At 56.9% G+C, this 18211-nt stretch carries 13 protein-coding genes and 1 pseudogene; all 14 read left to right on the top strand.

Annotated elements, in window-relative coordinates; all coding sequences use genetic code 11:
- Positions 1-181 precede the first annotated feature (181 nt).
- Positions 182-541 (top strand): response regulator, encoded by a 360-nt coding sequence (locus tag ACA068_RS14885; protein ID WP_149660337.1) that lies wholly within the window; start codon positions 182-184, stop codon positions 539-541.
- Positions 542-656: 115 nt separating this feature from the next.
- Positions 657-4112: a hypothetical protein gene (locus ACA068_RS14880; protein ID WP_497310486.1), complete on the top strand. Its 3456-nt coding sequence runs from the start codon at positions 657-659 to the stop codon at positions 4110-4112.
- Positions 4075-4572 carry a hypothetical protein gene (locus tag ACA068_RS14875; RefSeq protein ID WP_497310485.1) on the top strand — a complete coding sequence of 166 codons (498 nt, stop codon included), beginning with the start codon at positions 4075-4077 and terminating at the stop codon, positions 4570-4572. Before ACA068_RS14880 ends, ACA068_RS14875 begins: the two co-directional genes overlap by 38 nt.
- A 161-nt stretch (positions 4573-4733) precedes the next feature.
- Entirely contained in the window at positions 4734-6026 is a 1293-nt protein-coding gene (locus ACA068_RS14870) for a glycosyltransferase (protein ID WP_497310484.1), read from the top strand.
- Between the two features lie 150 nt (positions 6027-6176).
- Positions 6177-7043, top strand: a complete 867-nt coding sequence (locus ACA068_RS14865) for a phosphatidylinositol-specific phospholipase C domain-containing protein (protein WP_497310483.1) — start codon at positions 6177-6179, stop codon at positions 7041-7043.
- Positions 7044-7231: 188 nt separating this feature from the next.
- Positions 7232-8117: pseudogene (locus tag ACA068_RS14860) on the top strand (phosphatidylinositol-specific phospholipase C domain-containing protein).
- Between the two features lie 81 nt (positions 8118-8198).
- Complete coding sequence (locus ACA068_RS14855; protein WP_497310482.1) at positions 8199-9104, top strand: helix-turn-helix domain-containing protein; 906 nt, start codon at positions 8199-8201, stop codon at positions 9102-9104.
- 228 nt (positions 9105-9332) lie between these two features.
- On the top strand, positions 9333-10643 hold the full coding sequence (locus ACA068_RS14850; RefSeq protein ID WP_497310481.1) for an ABC transporter substrate-binding protein: 1311 nt from the start codon (positions 9333-9335) through the stop codon (positions 10641-10643).
- Positions 10644-10871: 228 nt separating this feature from the next.
- Complete coding sequence (locus ACA068_RS14845; protein ID WP_497310480.1) at positions 10872-11798, top strand: carbohydrate ABC transporter permease; 927 nt, start codon at positions 10872-10874, stop codon at positions 11796-11798.
- A gap of 10 nt (positions 11799-11808) precedes the next feature.
- Positions 11809-12639, top strand: coding sequence for a carbohydrate ABC transporter permease (locus tag ACA068_RS14840; protein WP_462010068.1), 831 nt, complete (start codon positions 11809-11811; stop codon positions 12637-12639).
- Between the two features lie 126 nt (positions 12640-12765).
- Entirely contained in the window at positions 12766-13869 is a 1104-nt protein-coding gene (locus tag ACA068_RS14835) for an ABC transporter ATP-binding protein (RefSeq protein ID WP_497310479.1), read from the top strand.
- A gap of 15 nt (positions 13870-13884) precedes the next feature.
- Positions 13885-15357, top strand: coding sequence for a mannitol dehydrogenase family protein (locus ACA068_RS14830; protein WP_497310478.1), 1473 nt, complete (start codon positions 13885-13887; stop codon positions 15355-15357).
- Between the two features lie 155 nt (positions 15358-15512).
- Positions 15513-17009: a xylulokinase gene (gene xylB / locus ACA068_RS14825; RefSeq protein ID WP_497310477.1), complete on the top strand. Its 1497-nt coding sequence runs from the start codon at positions 15513-15515 to the stop codon at positions 17007-17009.
- 13 nt (positions 17010-17022) lie between these two features.
- Positions 17023-17967: a carbohydrate kinase family protein gene (locus tag ACA068_RS14820; RefSeq protein ID WP_497310476.1), complete on the top strand. Its 945-nt coding sequence runs from the start codon at positions 17023-17025 to the stop codon at positions 17965-17967.
- Positions 17968-18211 lie beyond the last annotated feature (244 nt).

Raw genomic sequence — 18211 nt, 5'->3', positions numbered from 1 at the left:
ACTCGGACAAATCCCCGCATTTAGCTGCTCTTGTTCAAAGGAGCGGTTATCCTGCCGACTCTTGTACAGCTATTCTTTTTTGCACAACGCTGGGAACTTGTCGGGATCTGCCACTTACTCATGCTAGAGCCCGGCGATTTCGATCGACCTGCGACCCTGAATTTAACTTGAGAGCCCCCTTATGTCCTCCGACCCGTCCATCATCCTGGTAGTAGAAGACGATGCCATCGTGCGCATGCTGATCGTCGATGTACTGGAGGAACTGGAGTTCAAGGTCCTTGAGGCCGATGGCAGCGAAAAGGCGCTGGAATTTCTCAACGATGAAGATCAATACATCGATTTGATGATGACCGATGTGGGTTTGCCGGTGATGGACGGCCGAGAACTGGCGACACAGGCGCGGATGCTGCGCCCTGAGCTGCCGATCCTGTTTGCCAGCGGTTATGCCGAGAGCATCGATGTGCCGGCAGGCATGCAGGTGATCGGCAAGCCGTTTTCCATTGATCAGTTGCGGGACAAGGTTAAAGGCATGCTTGCTTAATAATTCACTACCTCCCCTTAGACGCTATTTCTCTCCCAAATAGTTTGCCGTAACAACGGCAAACTTTCGCCGCCCATTAATAACTCTGCTTCACTGGCGCATTCTTGATCATTCAATGCGCCTCGCCGTCTTGTTGAAACAAACCATCACACTACCGACCTTGCTTCTTAATTTCGACCGAAAGAGGATTGCAGCCGACTATCGAATCACGCCAAATAACGGAATATTTATGGCCAGCATTACACCCTCATTTGCACCAATACTTGAACAACTGACAACAGTAAATCGCGCTGAAAAAGAGGATTTCAGTCGTGCATTGGAAATTGTGATCCATGGTGCAGAGGATCATCAGGAAGTTGATCTTTCTAGCGTGCAAATCCCACACCGCAGTGGCTCTTCGTTCGATGACATCTACGACCCGGGAAGAGCGTTACTGGAAAGCCTGGTGAACACCCCAGACTTTTCAATGCTCAGCGAAACCCTCGCGATATTTGACACGGAGTCTCGCCTTCGAGTGAGCGCTCAGGGCGACCTGGAAGTACGTCGCCACACCCCATGGAAAAGTGTGAAAGACGAATTCCGGTACTTTCCCAACCTCGAAAAATCGTTGTCATTGATCGGCGAAGTCGCGGCACTGGCAGGTGGTTATATTTACTTTAATGACCCTGTCAGCGTTGAACAATGGCTGAACTTTCATCAGTTCGACATCCCCAAGACTGTCGGTGAAACAAAAAACCTTGTTGGTTTCTTGCACCTCGACTTGCCCGTACCATCTCCGATTGGTAACTACTGGCATGCTCTCTCCAACGCCGAAAATTCTCCGTTTTCGCTAAGCACCGCTGAACGTGAGCGGGTGTTGGCGCTCACCCATCAGGCGTTCAAGCATCCTCATGAAATACTGGAAGAGCTCGCCCGACCTGTAATTGCAGGCAAACCGATTGAAGAGGTGCAAGCGGGAGCCGATTACTTGCTGGACCAGATTCTGGAGACCGAGCGTGCGATCGAATGGGCGCGCGAATACCATGCCGTCGTTGGATGGTATGGCAGCCTTGAAGATCAACCTGTGCGTAAGGAACACCTTCAGTCGTTGCTATTGGCAGCGATCATCCTCGGATTTGATTCATCGGCTGGCCAAATACGCAATCAGATTGCGGGCTATGACCTTTATCAGCCTGGCAACGTTGATCGCAGCCCCCTCGAAATACGCGCAGACCTTGAGGACCATCTCCTCCGTTTGAACAAAGGCGCGGGTCTTGCGACGCCGCTGGCATCATTGGTTCTGCTCGCGGGGATCGCGCCTGAATTTACCGTCAGGGACCTCCCCGAATCCTTGCGCCTGGGCACACCGGCCTGGGTCACACTGAGTCAGGCGGTGGCGCTGGCCGAACTCAATGCCCCCGGCTCATCGCGCTTGATGAGTTACGCTCAGTTGCTGGACTTCGCCGCACTTGAGCCTGTGACACCCGAACTCGCACTACTGCACAGCGTTGTGACCGTTAACCCGATTATCAATTGGGCGGCTATTAACGGCGTCGTTTCGCCTGATGCACAGGGCAATTACGTTGAGCACGTTTTGCAGGAAGCGACCTCTGCTTTCAAACACTATATAGGCGACTTCGACAACGTTATCGGTGCACTGAGCAGTCCTCTTCCCTCGCGGCAGGCGCTAGCGCGCGCTCAGTTGCAGAAAGAGCTTCCAGGGTGCGACTTTCTCGACAAGAAAATCTTTGTACAGGAAGGCAAGGGATTTTATGGCAGTCGGGGATCTTCGTTAATGATGTCCATGGTCGACTTGCACATGTCTGATGAACTGGCAACGGGCGAGTGGGATCGCAGAGGAACGAGTGTCTACACTTCGTTCCCGCAGGTGACAACCTTGTATCCGGTGAGCGAGCTGCTTGAGCCAGCCTTCAATGCTTACTACGAACAACTGGAAACCGGTGTCGTCGCGAACATCAAACTGGCACTGTCGCAGTTGCCTCAACTTGATCGAATTGCACTTCAGGCGGGTGAAATCAGCTTCTATACCCTGCGTAAACCGGTAGCGACCTTGCACAACATGTCGGGCAGCTCGGTCGGCCTGGTGGGCGTCAATACCAAACCAGGGCAACTTAAAGAAACACAGACCGACAAAGACGCCGCCACCTGCCGATACGCAATAGTGCTATGTGCGACTTACCAGGGGCAGCTCAGATGTTATGAACTCTTCACGCTGCGTGGTGAATGTCGAAAAAACCCGGCACTCGGACGCATTCTTGTTGAGTCAGGCACGATCCATTCGCCTTCAAGAGTGGACTTCAAGGGGAGCATGACTGACCCGACTCCAGCGATCAGCCCCCTTTTACTGCCCATCGATTTCAATGCTTACAGCCAAGGTATTGAACCCGTAGCCGGTGTTTCCAGTCGCGCGGTGATTGAAAAACTCGGCGTGTTGCCTGCCCCGTTGCCACTTGCGCTCTCGAGAAGCAGCCCCTACCAGAGTTTTTGCAGTGAGCCATTCAAGGCGATCGCTTCCTTCATCTTCAAACACCGCCCCATGGCCAGTTACGAAGAGTTGTATCGCAACGCCGAAGGTAGAACGGAGCTGGAGCTTGAACGCGAGAAGGCGGAGCGCATTGGCACGTTCATCATCGACCTGGTTGTCCCCTTCAAAAAGTGCATTGAAGACCTCTCATCAGATGACAAAACACGCCAGGCCGAAGGTGCCGTCGGGTGCATCATTGATGGGCTCGCCCTCCTCGGAACGGTGGTCGGTGTCGCCGGGAAGTTTGCCAGTGCTGCCGCCAAAACAGCTTCCCTGACCTCAAGAACTGCTCACTTGGCCAGAATCGGTGCCGTCGCGACGTTCTCTATCTTCAATCCTTTGGACGGAACGCCCCGGTTACTGTTCGGCGGTGCCCGCCTGCTTAAAAAGGGTTTGCTGAGACTAAGTACACAAGGCGCAGCTGCATTGGAGAATGCGACGTTTCAACTGCATCGATTGACGGGCAGCGCGCGATCCTACGACCTTCTCAAGGCAGTGAATCGCAAGGATTTCGGACTCGGCACATGGCGACCGCTCGGCGACGCGGGCGAAGCGGTCCCAATATGGGCAATTCGCGATAGAAACCAGTGGTTCGGTCTTAATCTGCGCACTGGCGAGCCATGGGGGCCGGCCCTGAAGAACTTCCGGATCACCAATGATTTTGTGCAAGTGCCCGGTTTGCATCGGGTCTTGCCTAATAGTTATGCGCGACACGTCATCACCAAGGCGCTGCCCATTGCGTCCAGCAAAATCGACGTTGCAATTGACCTACTGAGTAAGCGAATTCCTGACCGAGACAACACGTTAGTTCTAAAGGCGCTTTTTGGTTCCGACTCTAGAGAGGTGACCGAATGGTATTTGGACGGCCTCAAGGTCATGAAAGACGATCTCAAATCCATCTCGATTAATAATTTCATGGTGGATAGCTCTGGTACGGGTGATGTAATGGCCGGGCTCTATCCTGACAGCTACCGCGCGTGGCAAGCGGCGACGAAGGCCGATCAAGTGCATGAACAATTTATCGTCTTTTATAGCAACGATTCTTAATCGTTACTACCGTCACATGAATTACGACGACAGTGGGATTGCTGACATAGTGGTGCATGAAATATCCCATGGCGGGCCGGGCACCCTGGACTTTTTCTACGCAGACAAAAGTTTAGACAAAGCCGTGATGCTGGGTGACATGGAAGTATCCGAATTGCTCAATCTGGCCAAGGGTGGCGAGTACGTCGCTCCCTCCAGCAGATTTGCCGGTAACGATGTCGGGGTACTTCGCAATCCAACCAAGAACGATCTCGTGCCCTTCATCAAAGAGGCACCCGGCGTGCACAACGCCGACTCCCAGGCTTTGGTGACCGCCCTACTGAGTCAATCGGTCACCCATCCTTCAAAGTTCCAAACCAATATCGCCCAACTGCGCACTGCATTGAATCGAAGCGCAAACCAACGCGTTACCGGACCTGTGCGGATAAACCTCAGCACGTTTTCCATAGCCGTGAAGTAAACTCTCGCGCGGCCTGCCCACAACCAGATGGCAGGCCGCCTTTGTATGGCAGAACAATTCCATCGACGTCGTATCGCGATGATCCTGTGCGGCGAGGTATGGTTTAATCGCGCGTCTCTCGCATCACCCTGCCCACCGCCCGAGTCAAGGAAATACCGTTCATGAATCAGCCCCGCGCAACCAAAGTCCTCGTCATTGGTTACGTCTGGCCCGAGCCTCGATCATCGGCCGCCAGTGGGCATGTGATGCAGATTCTGGATACGTTTCTGCAACAAGGCTGGGACATTACTTTCAGCAGCCCGGCCGGCACCGGTGAACATCGGGCGGACCTGACGGCACTGGGCATTCGCGAAGTGCCTATCGAGTTGAACAACAGCAGTTTCGACGCGTTTATCAGTGAACTGGCCCCGGATATCGTGCTGTTTGACCAGTTCATGATGGAAGAGCAGTTCGGCTGGCGTGTAGAGAAGCACTGCCCTGATGCCTTGCGAGTGCTTGAAACGTCGGATCTGCAAAGCCTGCGGCACGCCCGGCATCAGCGTCTCAAGGATCGCTTGAAGGCCAGTGAAGACAACAATGATTTCAGCGACCTGTTCGCACCGGCATTGCGCGAAGAGTTCGAACTGATGGCCGATACCGATCTGGCCAAACGGGAAGTTGCCGCGTTGTATCGTTGCGACTTGAGCCTGATGATCTCTGAAGTGGAAATCGAGTTGCTGGTCGAGCAGTTCAAGATGCCGCGCAACTTGCTGCACTGGTGCCCGTTGATGGTCGAACCGCCGAGCTTGCCGCCGGCCGTGTTTGAAGATCGGTCGCACTTTCTCAGCATCGGTAACTTTCGACATGCGCCGAACTGGGATGCGGTGCTCTGGATGAAAACAGCCATCTGGCCGTTGATCCGCGAACAGCTGCCCAGCGCTCAGTTGCACATCTACGGCGCTTACACGCCGCCCAAGGCCACTGCGCTGCATAACCCGGCCCAGGGTTTCCATGTCATGAACTGGGCGGAAGACGCCTTGCAAGTGATGTCGGCGGCGCGTGTGTGTCTGGCTCCGCTAAGATTCGGCGCCGGCATCAAAGGCAAGATCGTCGACGCCATGCTGTGTGGCACGCCCACCGTCACAACACCTATCGGTGCCGAAGCGATGCATGGCGAACATCCCTGGTCTGGCGCCGTGACCCGGACGGCACGGGAGTTCGCCGATGACGCAGTGCGGCTTTACAAGGATGACGCGCTCTGGGCCGACGCCCAATCCAAGGGGCAGACGTTGCTGACTGATCGTTATCGGCAGTCGGAGCATGGCCCGGCACTGATCGAAAAGTTATTGTACTGCCAACAACATCTCATACAACTTAGAAGCGATAACTTTACCGGCAGCATGTTGCGCCATCACCACCACAAAAGTACGCAATACATGGCGCAGTGGATTGAAGCAAAGAATCGAACCATTTAGACATCACGCACTATTTATACACACTTTACATTGCCACGACTATTGACCACACCAACAACCCACCCTTATAACTAACACGCCGGATTAAGGTCTGGCCAACTTATCCGGCACAACCTATTAAACTTATAAATCAATGCAAGGACGCATTAAATGAATAACATTGTTCAAAATAATCTGACACCTAATAACTGGATGTCCGGCACTCCGGCCATTGACACGTTGTCGCTCTGTGAATTGACCCTGCCGGGCACCCATAACGCAGGCAGCGACTGGAAAGCGTCCTGGCCACTGATTCCAGGCCCCCATTGGCTGGCATGTCAGCACCAATCGTTTTATTCCCAGCTGTGCCACGGTTCCCGAGCATTGGATATCCGACTCGTGTTCGACGCCAAGGCACCGGGCCTCGGCAAATTCCGAATGCATCACAACGGCAACCGCAATAATCGCACCTTGGGAAACTTGATAACCGATGTGAGGCAATTTCTTGAGGAGAACCCCGATGAATTTATTGTCTTGGATTTCCACGAACTGCAAGGGGATGCGTTTGATTTCACTTTTTTCAACAACATGATGATCCATCTAATGGGTCACCAGATAATCCCCCCTCAAAACCGGTCTCTGAGTCTGCGCCAACTCAAACAAATCAGTTCTGAACAAAGGATTCTGGTCGCGGCGACAGGGCACTGGGAGCTTGATCGAAACGTGTTCCTTGGGCAAATTGAACACAAATGGTCTGGCAGCGGTATCACGAGTGCCGCCGACTTGAAGAAGCACATTACGAGTGTGCTGACATACCCGCCAGGCACGTGGGCACCGTGGTCACTGTCCGCGACCAGTTACAGCGCCCTCGGCGGCCCCGTGGATATACATAAAGAGCTTGATGCGTGGTTCGACCCGGAAAAAAGCGATTGGGCGGCAAAGTGCAACATCATCAACGTCGACTTCATTGAAGAATCGCGAATTGTTTCATATTGCCGAACCGCAAACTTGCATAAAGCCAACAAGCGAACCAATTAGTCGGCCCGCCATTAAATGGCTATATATGTGTAACTATTTCCGTGGATGGCAATCCTGTTGCGCACTTCTATGCTGGGTCATGAAAGCCTTTCACGCAGGGCGATCAACACAGATGTGGCTTGCAGCCAGCTCTGATACATAAACTTCGTCGCCCCACGGAGTGGGCACCTCAACGACAAGGAACTGTCATGACCCATAACACAGCAGGTGCGTTAGACAAAAAAATGGATGAGTAACGTCCTGGATATCCATCGACTAAAGCTGACCGAACTTGTCTGGCCCGGCGCCCATAACGCCGGCATGGATAAACAGGTGCCCAATTATGATGTGGTTATCGGCAACTGGACGACGTGTCAAAACGGTTCATTTGCCTGGCAACTGTCCAACGGCGCCCGGGCCTTTGATATCCGCCTGGGCTACACCGAGGGCACAGACCAGTCGATCTTCTATTTTCATCACAACGGATACCAGTCCCATCGAGTCCTCAATGAACTGATGACAGACGTATCAGCGTTCCTTGACCGTAATCCGGATGAGTTCATCGTGCTGGATTTCCACCAACTCGCAGACGGGGCCAAACCTTTTGACTACCAGAAACTCAATGATCTTTTGGTGAGTCGACTCGGACAGCGAGTGATCCCCCCCGACGACTCCACAAAAACCATCGGCGAACTCAAGCGGATCAGTACTCGTCGCCGGGTGGTGTTGGCGGCGCCCGGACGGCGGGAACTGGATGAGGACTACTTCTGGCCGCCCATCCCACACAAGTGGATCAACAAAAGGTTTACCGACACCGAGGATCTGAAAACCCATATTTCCAGCACGCTAGAAGACGGGCCTTACGAAACGTTCCTGTGGTCGTTATCGGCCACCAGCTACGCGTTTCTGGGAGGGCCTCAAGACATCAAAAACCAGATCAATGATTGGTTCAATCCCACCCGGGACTGGGTAACGCGCTGCTGCATCATCAATACCGACTTTTTCGACGAGTCAGAGATCGTTCGTTATTGCTGGTCCGCCACCAGCATGAAAGCGGTTTACGGCGACGCCTTGCATGATCGGGCACAGGCCTGAAGCCCGGAGCGTTGCACGCTGGCATTACAGGCCTGGAAAGAGGCATGATCAGGGCGCAATGACAATAAAAAGCGCCCTGACATGACCCGAACCGTTAGAGTCACCGATCCTTCCTACGAACTGATGGACGACCACAACGGGTTGTCGATCATCTATCGCCAGCATGGATTCCCCTGCCCTTTGGTGCGTTGGCATTTCCACAAGGAATACGAACTGCACCTGATCGTCGCCAGTTCCGGCAAGGTGTTCATTGGCGATTACATTGGCAACTTCTACCCGGAAACTCTGTTCCTGACCGGCCCGAATCTGCCCCATAACTGGATCAGCCAGGTGGCCGAAGACGAGGTAGTGCCCAAGCGCGACATGCTGGTCAACTTCACGGATGAATTGTTCGAGAGCGGTCATCAGGTATTCGCGGAACTCAAGACCCTGGCGCCACTGCTGGAGCGCGCTCAGTACGGCATCGAATTTCGTTGCAAGCGCACCATCCGCCAGGCCATGACGTTGATGCAACGCATCGCTGACACTAAAGGCGTCACCCGGCTCGGGCACTTTTTCATTCTGCTGGAGCTGCTCGCGGCTTCTGACGATTTTCAGTTGCTGTCGGGTGCCACCACGCCGCAACTGGCGGATGAACACAACATTGATCGCACCAACCGAGCGGTGGATTACATTTTTGCGCATTACGCCCGGGACCTGCCGCTCGAGGAAGTTGCCGAGCACCTGGGCATGAAGCCTACTTATTTCAGCCGGGTGTTCAAACAGGCTACTGGGCGCTGTTTCATTGAGTTCGTCAATCGCCTGCGCATCAGCAAATCCTGCGAGTTGCTGGCCGATGGCGACAAACCGGTGACCGATGTGTGTTTCGAATCGGGCTTCAACAATATTTCCAACTTCAATCGGCGTTTCCAGCAGCTCAAGGGCATGACGCCTTCGCATTACCGGCGACTGGCGGTGCAGCGGTTGACTGAGCAGAATCTGGGTTAAACACTCAAAAACCTGTACAGAATCAATACGGACATGCGGCAAGAAAGCCGCTATCTGCGCCTCGCACCCAAAACATCAGTGCAAAATAGTATCGGTTTTTGTGCGACGGATGATTTGTCACATCCTCAATTGAAGGCTGTAATCAGTGCACATTCTTCCTGCCTTCGGAAGACACAAAAACAATAACTGTCCTTCTGTCCCCCATCGGGCGCAGAAAAGGAGTGCACGATGCAACCTTCTGTAAAAGCTCTGCTTGCCCTTACCTGCATGACCCTCAGCAGCGTCAGCCTCGGCGCTCAGACCCTGACCATCGCCACCGTCAATAACAGCGACATGATCCGCATGCAAAAGCTCTCGAAGACCTTCGAGGCCGAGCACCCGGACATCAAGCTCAATTGGGTGGTGCTGGAAGAAAACGTCCTGCGCCAACGCCTGACCACTGACATCGCCACTCAGGGCGGGCAGTTCGACGTGCTGACCATTGGCATGTACGAAGCCGCACTCTGGGGTGCCAAGGGCTGGCTGGAGCCGATGAAGGATTTGCCGGCCACCTACGCCCTCGACGATGTCTTCCCTTCGGTGCGTGAAGGCCTTTCGGTCAAGGGCTCGCTCTACGCCCTGCCGTTTTACGCGGAGAGTTCCATCACCTATTACCGCACCGACCTGTTCAAGGACGCCGGGCTGACCATGCCCGAGCATCCGACCTGGACCCAGATCGGCGAATTCGCCAGCAAACTGACCAATAAAGACAAAGAACAGTACGGCATCTGCCTGCGTGGCAAGGCCGGTTGGGGCGAGAACATGGCGCTGATCACCACCGTCGCCAATGCCTATGGGGCGCGCTGGTTTGATGAGCAGTGGAAGCCGGAATTCAGTGGCCCTGAGTGGAAAAACGCCCTGAACTTCTACGTCGAGACGATGAAGAAATCCGGCCCACCAGGAGCTTCCAGCAACGGTTTCAACGAGAACCTGGCGCTGTTCAACAGCGGCAAGTGCGCGATCTGGGTGGACGCCAGCGTTGCCGGTTCCTTCGTCACCGACAAGACCCAAAGCAAGGTCAGCGAGCACGTTGGCTTCACTTATGCGCCGCATGAGACCACGGACAAAGGCTCGGCCTGGCTCTATTCCTGGGCGCTGGCGATTCCGACCAGTTCCAAGGCCAAGGACGCGGCGAAAACCTTCAGTGCCTGGGCCACTTCCAAGGAATACGGCGCACTGGTCGCTGAAAAAGACGGCATTGCCAATGTGCCGCCCGGCACTCGGGCCTCGACCTACAGCGAGGCTTACATGAGCGCCGCGCCGTTTGCCAAGGTGACGCTGGAATCGCTGAAAGCCGCGGACCCGAGCAAACCGACTCTAAAACCGGTGCCCTACATCGGCATCCAGTTGGTGACCATTCCTGAATTCCAGGGCATCGGCACCCAGGTCGGCAAGTCGTTCTCGGCGGCGCTGATCGGCCAGACCACGGTCGACCAGGCGCTTACGGCTGCCCAGCAAACCACCGAACGTGAGATGAAGCGCGCCGGTTATCCCAAGTAGCTAACGGCGCGGCGGGGGCAACGGTTCTGGTTTGTCCGGACACCGAGTGGCCTCCATCGCGGGCAAGCCACGTTCCCACAGGTTTGACGCACTCTATGTAGGAGCGAGGCTTGCCCGCGAAGGCGGTGTTCTAGCCGTTGAGGATGCATCGGATGTACCGGCCTCTTCGCGGGCAAGCCTCGCTCCTACCGGTGATCTTCACTTGTCTGTCCTAATCGGTTAAATGCCATGAATATTTCAACTGCCAAAGCTCACATGGACATCCCCCAACCGGTACGTAAAAGCCGGTTGGCCAATCCCGGCTGGTTTCTGGTCAGTCCCTCGGTGGCGTTGTTGCTGCTGTGGATGATCGTGCCGCTGGGCATGACCCTCTACTTTTCGATGATCCGCTACAACCTGCTCAACCCCGGCGAGAACGAGTTCGTCGGGCTGGAGAACTTCACCTACTTCCTGACCGACTCCGGGTTCATGCCCGGCGCCACCAACACCTTGCTGTTGGTGGGCAGCGTGCTGCTGATCAGCGTAGTGCTGGGCGTGCTGATCAGCGCCTTGCTGGAAGCCAGTGAATTTCTCGGTCGCGGTATCGTGCGGGTCATGCTGATCTCGCCATTCTTCATCATGCCCACCGTCGGTGCGCTGATCTGGAAGAACCTCATTTTCCACCCGGTGTCGGGGATTCTCGCCTACGTCTGGAAGCTGTTCGGCGCGCAACCGGTGGACTGGCTGGCGCACTACCCGCTGTTGTCAATCATCATCATTGTCTCCTGGCAATGGCTGCCCTTCGCGATTCTGATCTTGATGACCGCCATGCAGTCCCTCGACCAGGAACAGAAAGAAGCCGCGCGCCTCGACGGGGCGGGGCCGATCGCGATTTTCTGGCACCTGACCCTGCCGCACCTGGCCCGCCCGATTGCGGTGGTGGTGATGATCGAAACCATCTTTCTGCTCTCGGTGTTCGCCGAAATCTTCACCACCACCAACGGCGGTCCCGGTTATGCCTCGACCAACCTCGCGTACCTGATCTACAACCAGGCGCTGGTGCAGTTCGATGTCGGCATGGCGTCCGCCGGAGGCTTGATCGCGGTGGTGATCGCCAACATCGCGGCCATCGTGCTGGTGCGCATGATCGGCAAAAACCTGACAGACAAAGCCTGAGGCCTGCGCCATGACTCTTCAACAATCCCGTCGCCTGCAAAGCCTGCTGCTCGGCACCCTGGCCTGGGCCATCGCGATCCTGATCTTCTTCCCGATCTTCTGGATGGTGCTGACCAGTTTCAAAACCGAAATCGACGCCTTCGCCACGCCGCCGCAGTTCATCTTCACGCCGACGCTGGAGAACTACCTGCACATCAACGAGCGCAGCGATTACTTCAGTTTTGCCTGGAACTCGGTGGTGATTTCGTTCAGCGCCACGGCTCTGAGCCTGCTGATCGCAGTGCCAGCGGCGTACTCGATGGCGTTCTACGAAACCCAACGCACCAAAGGCACGCTGCTGTGGATGCTGTCCACCAAGATGCTGCCGCCGGTGGGCGTGCTGATGCCGATCTACCTGTTGGCCAAGAGCTTCGGCCTGCTCGATACGCGCATCGCGCTGATCGTGATCTACACGCTTATCAACCTGCCGATTGTGGTCTGGATGATTTACACCTACTTCAAGGACATCCCCAAAGACATCCTCGAAGCCGCGCGTCTCGATGGCGCCACGCTGTGGCAGGAAATGGTCCGGGTGCTGCTGCCGATCGCCAAGGGCGGTTTGGCCTCCACCGTTTTGCTGTCGCTGATCCTGTGCTGGAACGAGGCGTTCTGGTCGCTGAACCTGACCTCGTCGAAAGCTGCGCCACTGACTGCGCTGATCGCCTCCTACTCAAGTCCCGAAGGTCTGTTCTGGGCCAAGTTGTCGGCGGTGTCGACCCTGGCCTGCGCGCCGATCCTGATTTTCGGCTGGATCAGCCAGAAACAATTGGTCCGCGGCCTGTCGTTCGGCGCCGTGAAATGAATCCGATCCTTGTAGGAGCCAGGCTTGCCGGCGAAGGCGTCCTTCAAATCGCTTTCGCCGGCAAGCCGTGCTCCTACAAAAGCCCGCCCGGCTCAACTGAATAACAACACGTGGAGGCCCATCATCATGGCCAACCTGAAAATCAAGAATCTGCAAAAAGGCTTCGAAGGCTTTTCCATCATTAAAGGCATCGACCTGGAAGTGAACGACAAGGAATTCGTGGTCTTCGTCGGCCCGTCGGGCTGCGGTAAATCCACGCTACTGCGGTTGATCGCCGGCCTGGAAGAAGTCAGCGGCGGCACCATCGAACTCGATGGCCGCGACATTACCGAAGTCAGCCCGGCCAAGCGCGATCTGGCGATGGTGTTCCAGACCTATGCCCTGTACCCGCACATGACCGTGAAAAAGAACATGTCGTTCGCCCTTGATCTGGCCGGCGTACCGAAGGCTGAAGTCGAGAAGAAAGTCGGCGAAGCGGCGCGCATCCTTGAGCTGGGGCCGATGCTGGAGCGCAAGCCGAAGCAACTGTCTGGCGGCCAGCGTCAACGGGTGGCCATCGGCCGCGCCATCGTGCGCAACCCGAAAATCTTCCTGTTCGACGAACCGCTGTCCAACCTCGACGCCGCGCTTCGCGTGCAAATGCGCCTGGAACTGCTGCGACTGCACAAAGACCTGCAAGCCACGATGATTTACGTGACCCACGACCAGGTCGAAGCGATGACCATGGCCGACAAAGTGGTCGTCCTCAACGGCGGCAAAATCGAGCAAGTCGGCTCGCCGCTGGACTTGTACCACCAGCCGGCCAACCTGTTTGTTGCCGGGTTCCTCGGCACACCAAAAATGGGTTTCCTCAAGGGGAAAGTCACCCGCATCGACAGCCAAAGCTGTGAAGTCCTGCTGGACGCTGGCACCCGCATCACCCTGCCATTGAGCGGCGCCAACCTGAGCGTCGGCGGTGCGGTAACCCTGGGAATCCGTCCGGAACACTTGAACCTGGCACAAACCGGCGACTGCACGCTGCAAGTTACCGCCGACGTCAGCGAACGCCTGGGCAGCGACACCTTCTGCCACGTCGTGACCGCTTCCGGCGAAGCGCTGACCATGCGCGTTCGTGGCGACCTGGCCAGCCGTTATGGCGAAGCCTTGAGCCTGCACCTGGACGCCGACCACTGCCATCTATTCGATGCCGACGGCGTGGCGCTGACCCGCCCGCTGCGTGCAGCGGCCTGATTTAGAGAGCCTTTGATGAAACTCAATAAACAGAACCTCAACCGCCTCGCACCCGAGGTGGTCCTGCCCGCCTACGCGCTGAGCGATACGCGCCAAGGCATTGCACACATCGGCGTCGGCGGTTTTCACCGTGCTCATCAGGCGTATTACACCGACGCGCTGATGAACACCGGCGAAGCCTCGGACTGGGCGATTTGCGGGGTCGGCCTGCGCACCGAAGACCGCCGCGCCCGGGACGATCTGAAAGAGCAGGATTACCTCTTCACCCTGTTCGAACTGGGCGACACCGCTGACACCGAAGTCCGGATCATCGGCGCCATCCGCGACATGCTGCTGGCTGAAGACGGCGCGCAGGTGTTGATCGACAAACTCGCCAGCCCGGAGATCCGCATCGTCTCGTTGACCATCACTGAAGGCGGTTATTGCATCGACGACAGCAACGGCGAGTTCATGGCGCACTTGCCACAAATCCAGCACGACCTGGCCAACCCGAATGCGCCGAAAACCGTGTTCGGCTTTCTCTGCGCCGCGCTCGCCAAACGTCGCGCCGCCGGCACGCCGGCCTTCACCTTGATGTCCTGCGATAACCTGCCGCACAACGGCGCGGTCACCCGTAAGGCGTTACTTGCGTTCGCCGCCCTGCGCGATGCCGATCTGCGGGACTGGATCGCCAGCAATGTCAGTTTTCCGAACGCGATGGTCGACCGCATTACCCCGATGACCAGCACTGAGCATCGGCTGCAACTGGCCGACAAACATGCGCTGGACGATGCCTGGCCGGTAGTCTGCGAACCCTTTGTGCAGTGGGTACTGGAAGACAAGTTCGTCAACGGGCGTCCGGCCTGGGAGAAGGTCGGCGTGCAATTCACCGACGACGTCACGCCGTATGAAGAGATGAAGATCAAACTGCTCAACGGCAGTCATCTGGCCCTGACGTATCTGGGGTTCCTGAAGGGTTATCGCTTCGTGCACGAGACCATGAATGACCCGCTTTTTGTGCGCTACATGCGTGCCTACATGGATCTGGACGTCACCCCGCAACTGCCGCCCGTGCCCGGGATTGATCTGACGGATTACAAGAACACGCTGGTGGCGCGTTTCTCCAATCAGGCGATTGCCGATCAGCTGGAGCGGGTGTGTTCGGACGGTTCGTCGAAGTTTCCCAAGTTCACGGTGCCTACCATTAACCGTTTGATTGCCGATGGCCAGGACACCAGGCGGGCCGCATTGGTGGTGGCAGCCTGGGCTTTGTATTTGAAGGGGGTGGATGAGAACGGGGATGCCTACTCGATTCCCGATCCGCGGGCGACGTTCTGCCAGGCCTTGGTGGCGGATGATGCGTTGATCACCCAGCGTTTGCTGGGGGTAGAGGAGATTTTTGGTACGGCGATTCCCCGTTCGCCGGAGTTTGTGGCGGCGTTTGAATGGTGCTGCAACAGCTTGCGGGAAGTGGGTGTGACGCGGACGTTGGAGCGGGTGTTGGCGTAAGTGCGGCGGTGAAATCACTGCCGTCTTCGCGGGCAAGCCTCGCTCCTACAGATCCGGGATCAACCATCTGATCCTCGCTCGACACTAACCTGTAGGAGCGAGGCTTGCCCGCGAATGGCTTCACCAAGATCGACCTGACACACCAAGGATCTACCATGGAAAACCAACAACTCTTCCTCGGCATCGACTGCGGCACCCAAGGCACCAAAGCCGTGATCCTCGACGCCCACAGTGGCCAGGTCCTGGGCCAGGGCGCGGCCGTGCACGGCTTGATCAGCGGCGCCAACGGTCGTCGCGAGCAAGACACCCGTCAGTGGCTGGAAGCGTTCACCCTGGCGACCCGCCAAGCGTTACTCGCGGCAAACGTCGACGGTCAGGACATCCTCGGCATCGGTGTCTCCGGCCAGCAACACGGCCTGGTGCTGCTTGATGACCAGGGCCAAGTGCTGCGTCCGGCCAAGCTTTGGTGCGACACCGAGTCCACCCCGGAAAACGATCGTCTGCTGGCTCACCTCGGTGGAGAAAAGGGCTCACTGGAACGCCTCGGTGTGGTCATCGCGCCGGGCTACACCGTTTCCAAACTGCTGTGGACCAAAGAACAGCACCCGGACATTTTTGCCCGGATCGCCCGCATCCTCCTGCCCCACGACTACCTGAACCACTGGCTCACCGGCCGCAGTTGCAGCGAGTACGGCGACGCGTCAGGCACCGGGTATTTCAACGTGCGGACCCGCCAATGGGATTTGCAGTTGCTGCGCGACATCGACCCAACCGGACGCCTGCAAGCTGCGTTGCCCGAGCTGATCGACGCCCATCAAGCCGTTGGCACGATCCTGCCAAGCATCGCCGAACACCTGGGCATCAACCCGCAAGCGCTGGTCTCCAGCGGGGGTGGCGACAACATGATGGGCGCTATCGGCACCGGCAACATCAAGCCCGGCGCCATCACCATGAGCCTCGGCTCTTCGGGGACGGTGTACGCCTATGCTGACCAGCCGAAAGTCAGCCCGGATGCGTCGGTCGCGACATTCTGTTCTTCCAGCGGCGGCTGGCTGCCGCTGATCTGCACCATGAACCTAACCAACGCCACGGGGGTCATTCGCGAGCTGTTCGACCTTGATATCGAGCAGTTCAACGAACTCGTGGCACAAGCGCCCATCGGCGCCGACGGCGTGTGCATGTTGCCGTTCCTCAACGGCGAGCGCGTCCCCGCCCTGCCCCATGCCAGCGGCAGCCTGCTCGGCCTGACCATGACCAACCTGACCCAGGCCAACCTGTGCCGCGCTGTCGTCGAGGGCACGACCTTCGGTTTGCGTTATGGACTGGACCTGCTGCGCCAGAATGGCTTACAAAGCCGCAGCATTTGCCTGATCGGCGGCGGCTCGAAAAGCCTGGTGTGGCGGCAGATCGTCGCCGACATCATGAACACCCCGGTGATCTGTACCGAGCAGAGCGAAGCGGCGGCTCTCGGCGCGGCGATTCAGGCAGCGTGGTGCAAGTCCTGGGCAAACGGCAACGAGGACAGTCTGGCGGACCTATGCGAGCGCTGCGTAAAGCTCGATCCGGCCAGTGAAACCTTGCCGATTGCCGACAATGTGGCGGCCTGTCAGCAGGCCTATGAACGCTATCAACAACATGTCGCAACCCTTTAAAGAGCGAACAATTATGTATCTGGTGTGTGGCGAAGCGCTGTTCGATTTCTTCAGTGAAGACGACGCCAGCGGCCTGGCTTCAAAAGTGAACTTCAAGGCGATTGCCGGCGGTTCGCCGTTCAACGTGGCGGTTGGTTTGCGTCGGTTGGGTGTGGAGGCGGCGCTGTTTGCCGGGTTGTCCACCGACTACCTTGGCCGACGCCTGCAGCAAGTGCTGCAGGATGAAGGTGTACTCCCGGACTTCCTCGTGGATTTCGCCGCACCAACCACGCTGGCCATGGTCGCCGTCGGTGCCAATGGTTCGCCCCACTACAGCTTTCGTGGTGAAGGTTGCGCGGATCGGCAGCTCAAACCTGAGCATTTGCCTGAGCTGGGCCCGCAAGTGCGCGGTTTGCACATTGGCTCGTTTTCCTTGGTGGTGCAGCCGATTGCCGACACGCTGCTGGCGTTGGTGCAGCGCGAAAGTGGTAAACGCCTGATCAGCCTTGATCCGAATGTGCGACTCAATCCTGAGCCGAATATCGACCTGTGGCGCTCGCGGATTGCGACGCTGGTTGAGTTGGCCGACTTGATCAAAGTCAGCGATGAAGACTTGAGCCTGTTGTACCCCGAGCAAGATCCGCAGCGGGTGATTGAAGGTTGGCTGCAGCATCGCTGTCAGTTGGTGTTCCTGACCCGGGGTGGTGAGGGGGCGACGGTGTTCAGCCGCAACCATGGTTCATGGTCGGTGCCGGCGAGCGCGGTGAAAATCGCCGATACCGTGGGCGCGGGTGATACGTTTCAGGCGGCGTTGATTACCTGGCTGACCGAGCAGCAGCTGGATTCGGTTGGGGGTGTGCAATCGCTTGAGCGCGGGCAAATCGACGGGATGTTGAAATTTGCGGTGCAGGCAGCGGCGCTGACATGCAGCAAGACCGGGCCGGATTTGCCGTATCGGCAGCAGTTGGAAATGCGCTGAATGTGAAGCCCTGCAACATAGAATCTCCCACATTGGATCGACAGTGAACTCGGGTTTTGTGCTCGACAACGATCCACTGTAGGAGCGAGCCTGCTCGCGATGGCGGTGCAACACACACCGCCAATCTCAGGGTCACCACTCCAAAAGTCTGAAAATGACTGTCAATTCACGGTCGCCGCAAGGGTATGACGCTGTCATGTCCAGGAACGGATGACGCAACATCCCCCGCATTCATTGGCCGATA

The organism is Pseudomonas sp. LBUM1660 (genome assembly GCF_059695935.1).
The sequence above is the reverse complement of the archived record's forward strand: the minus strand, read 5'-3'. Positions and strand labels throughout refer to the sequence as shown.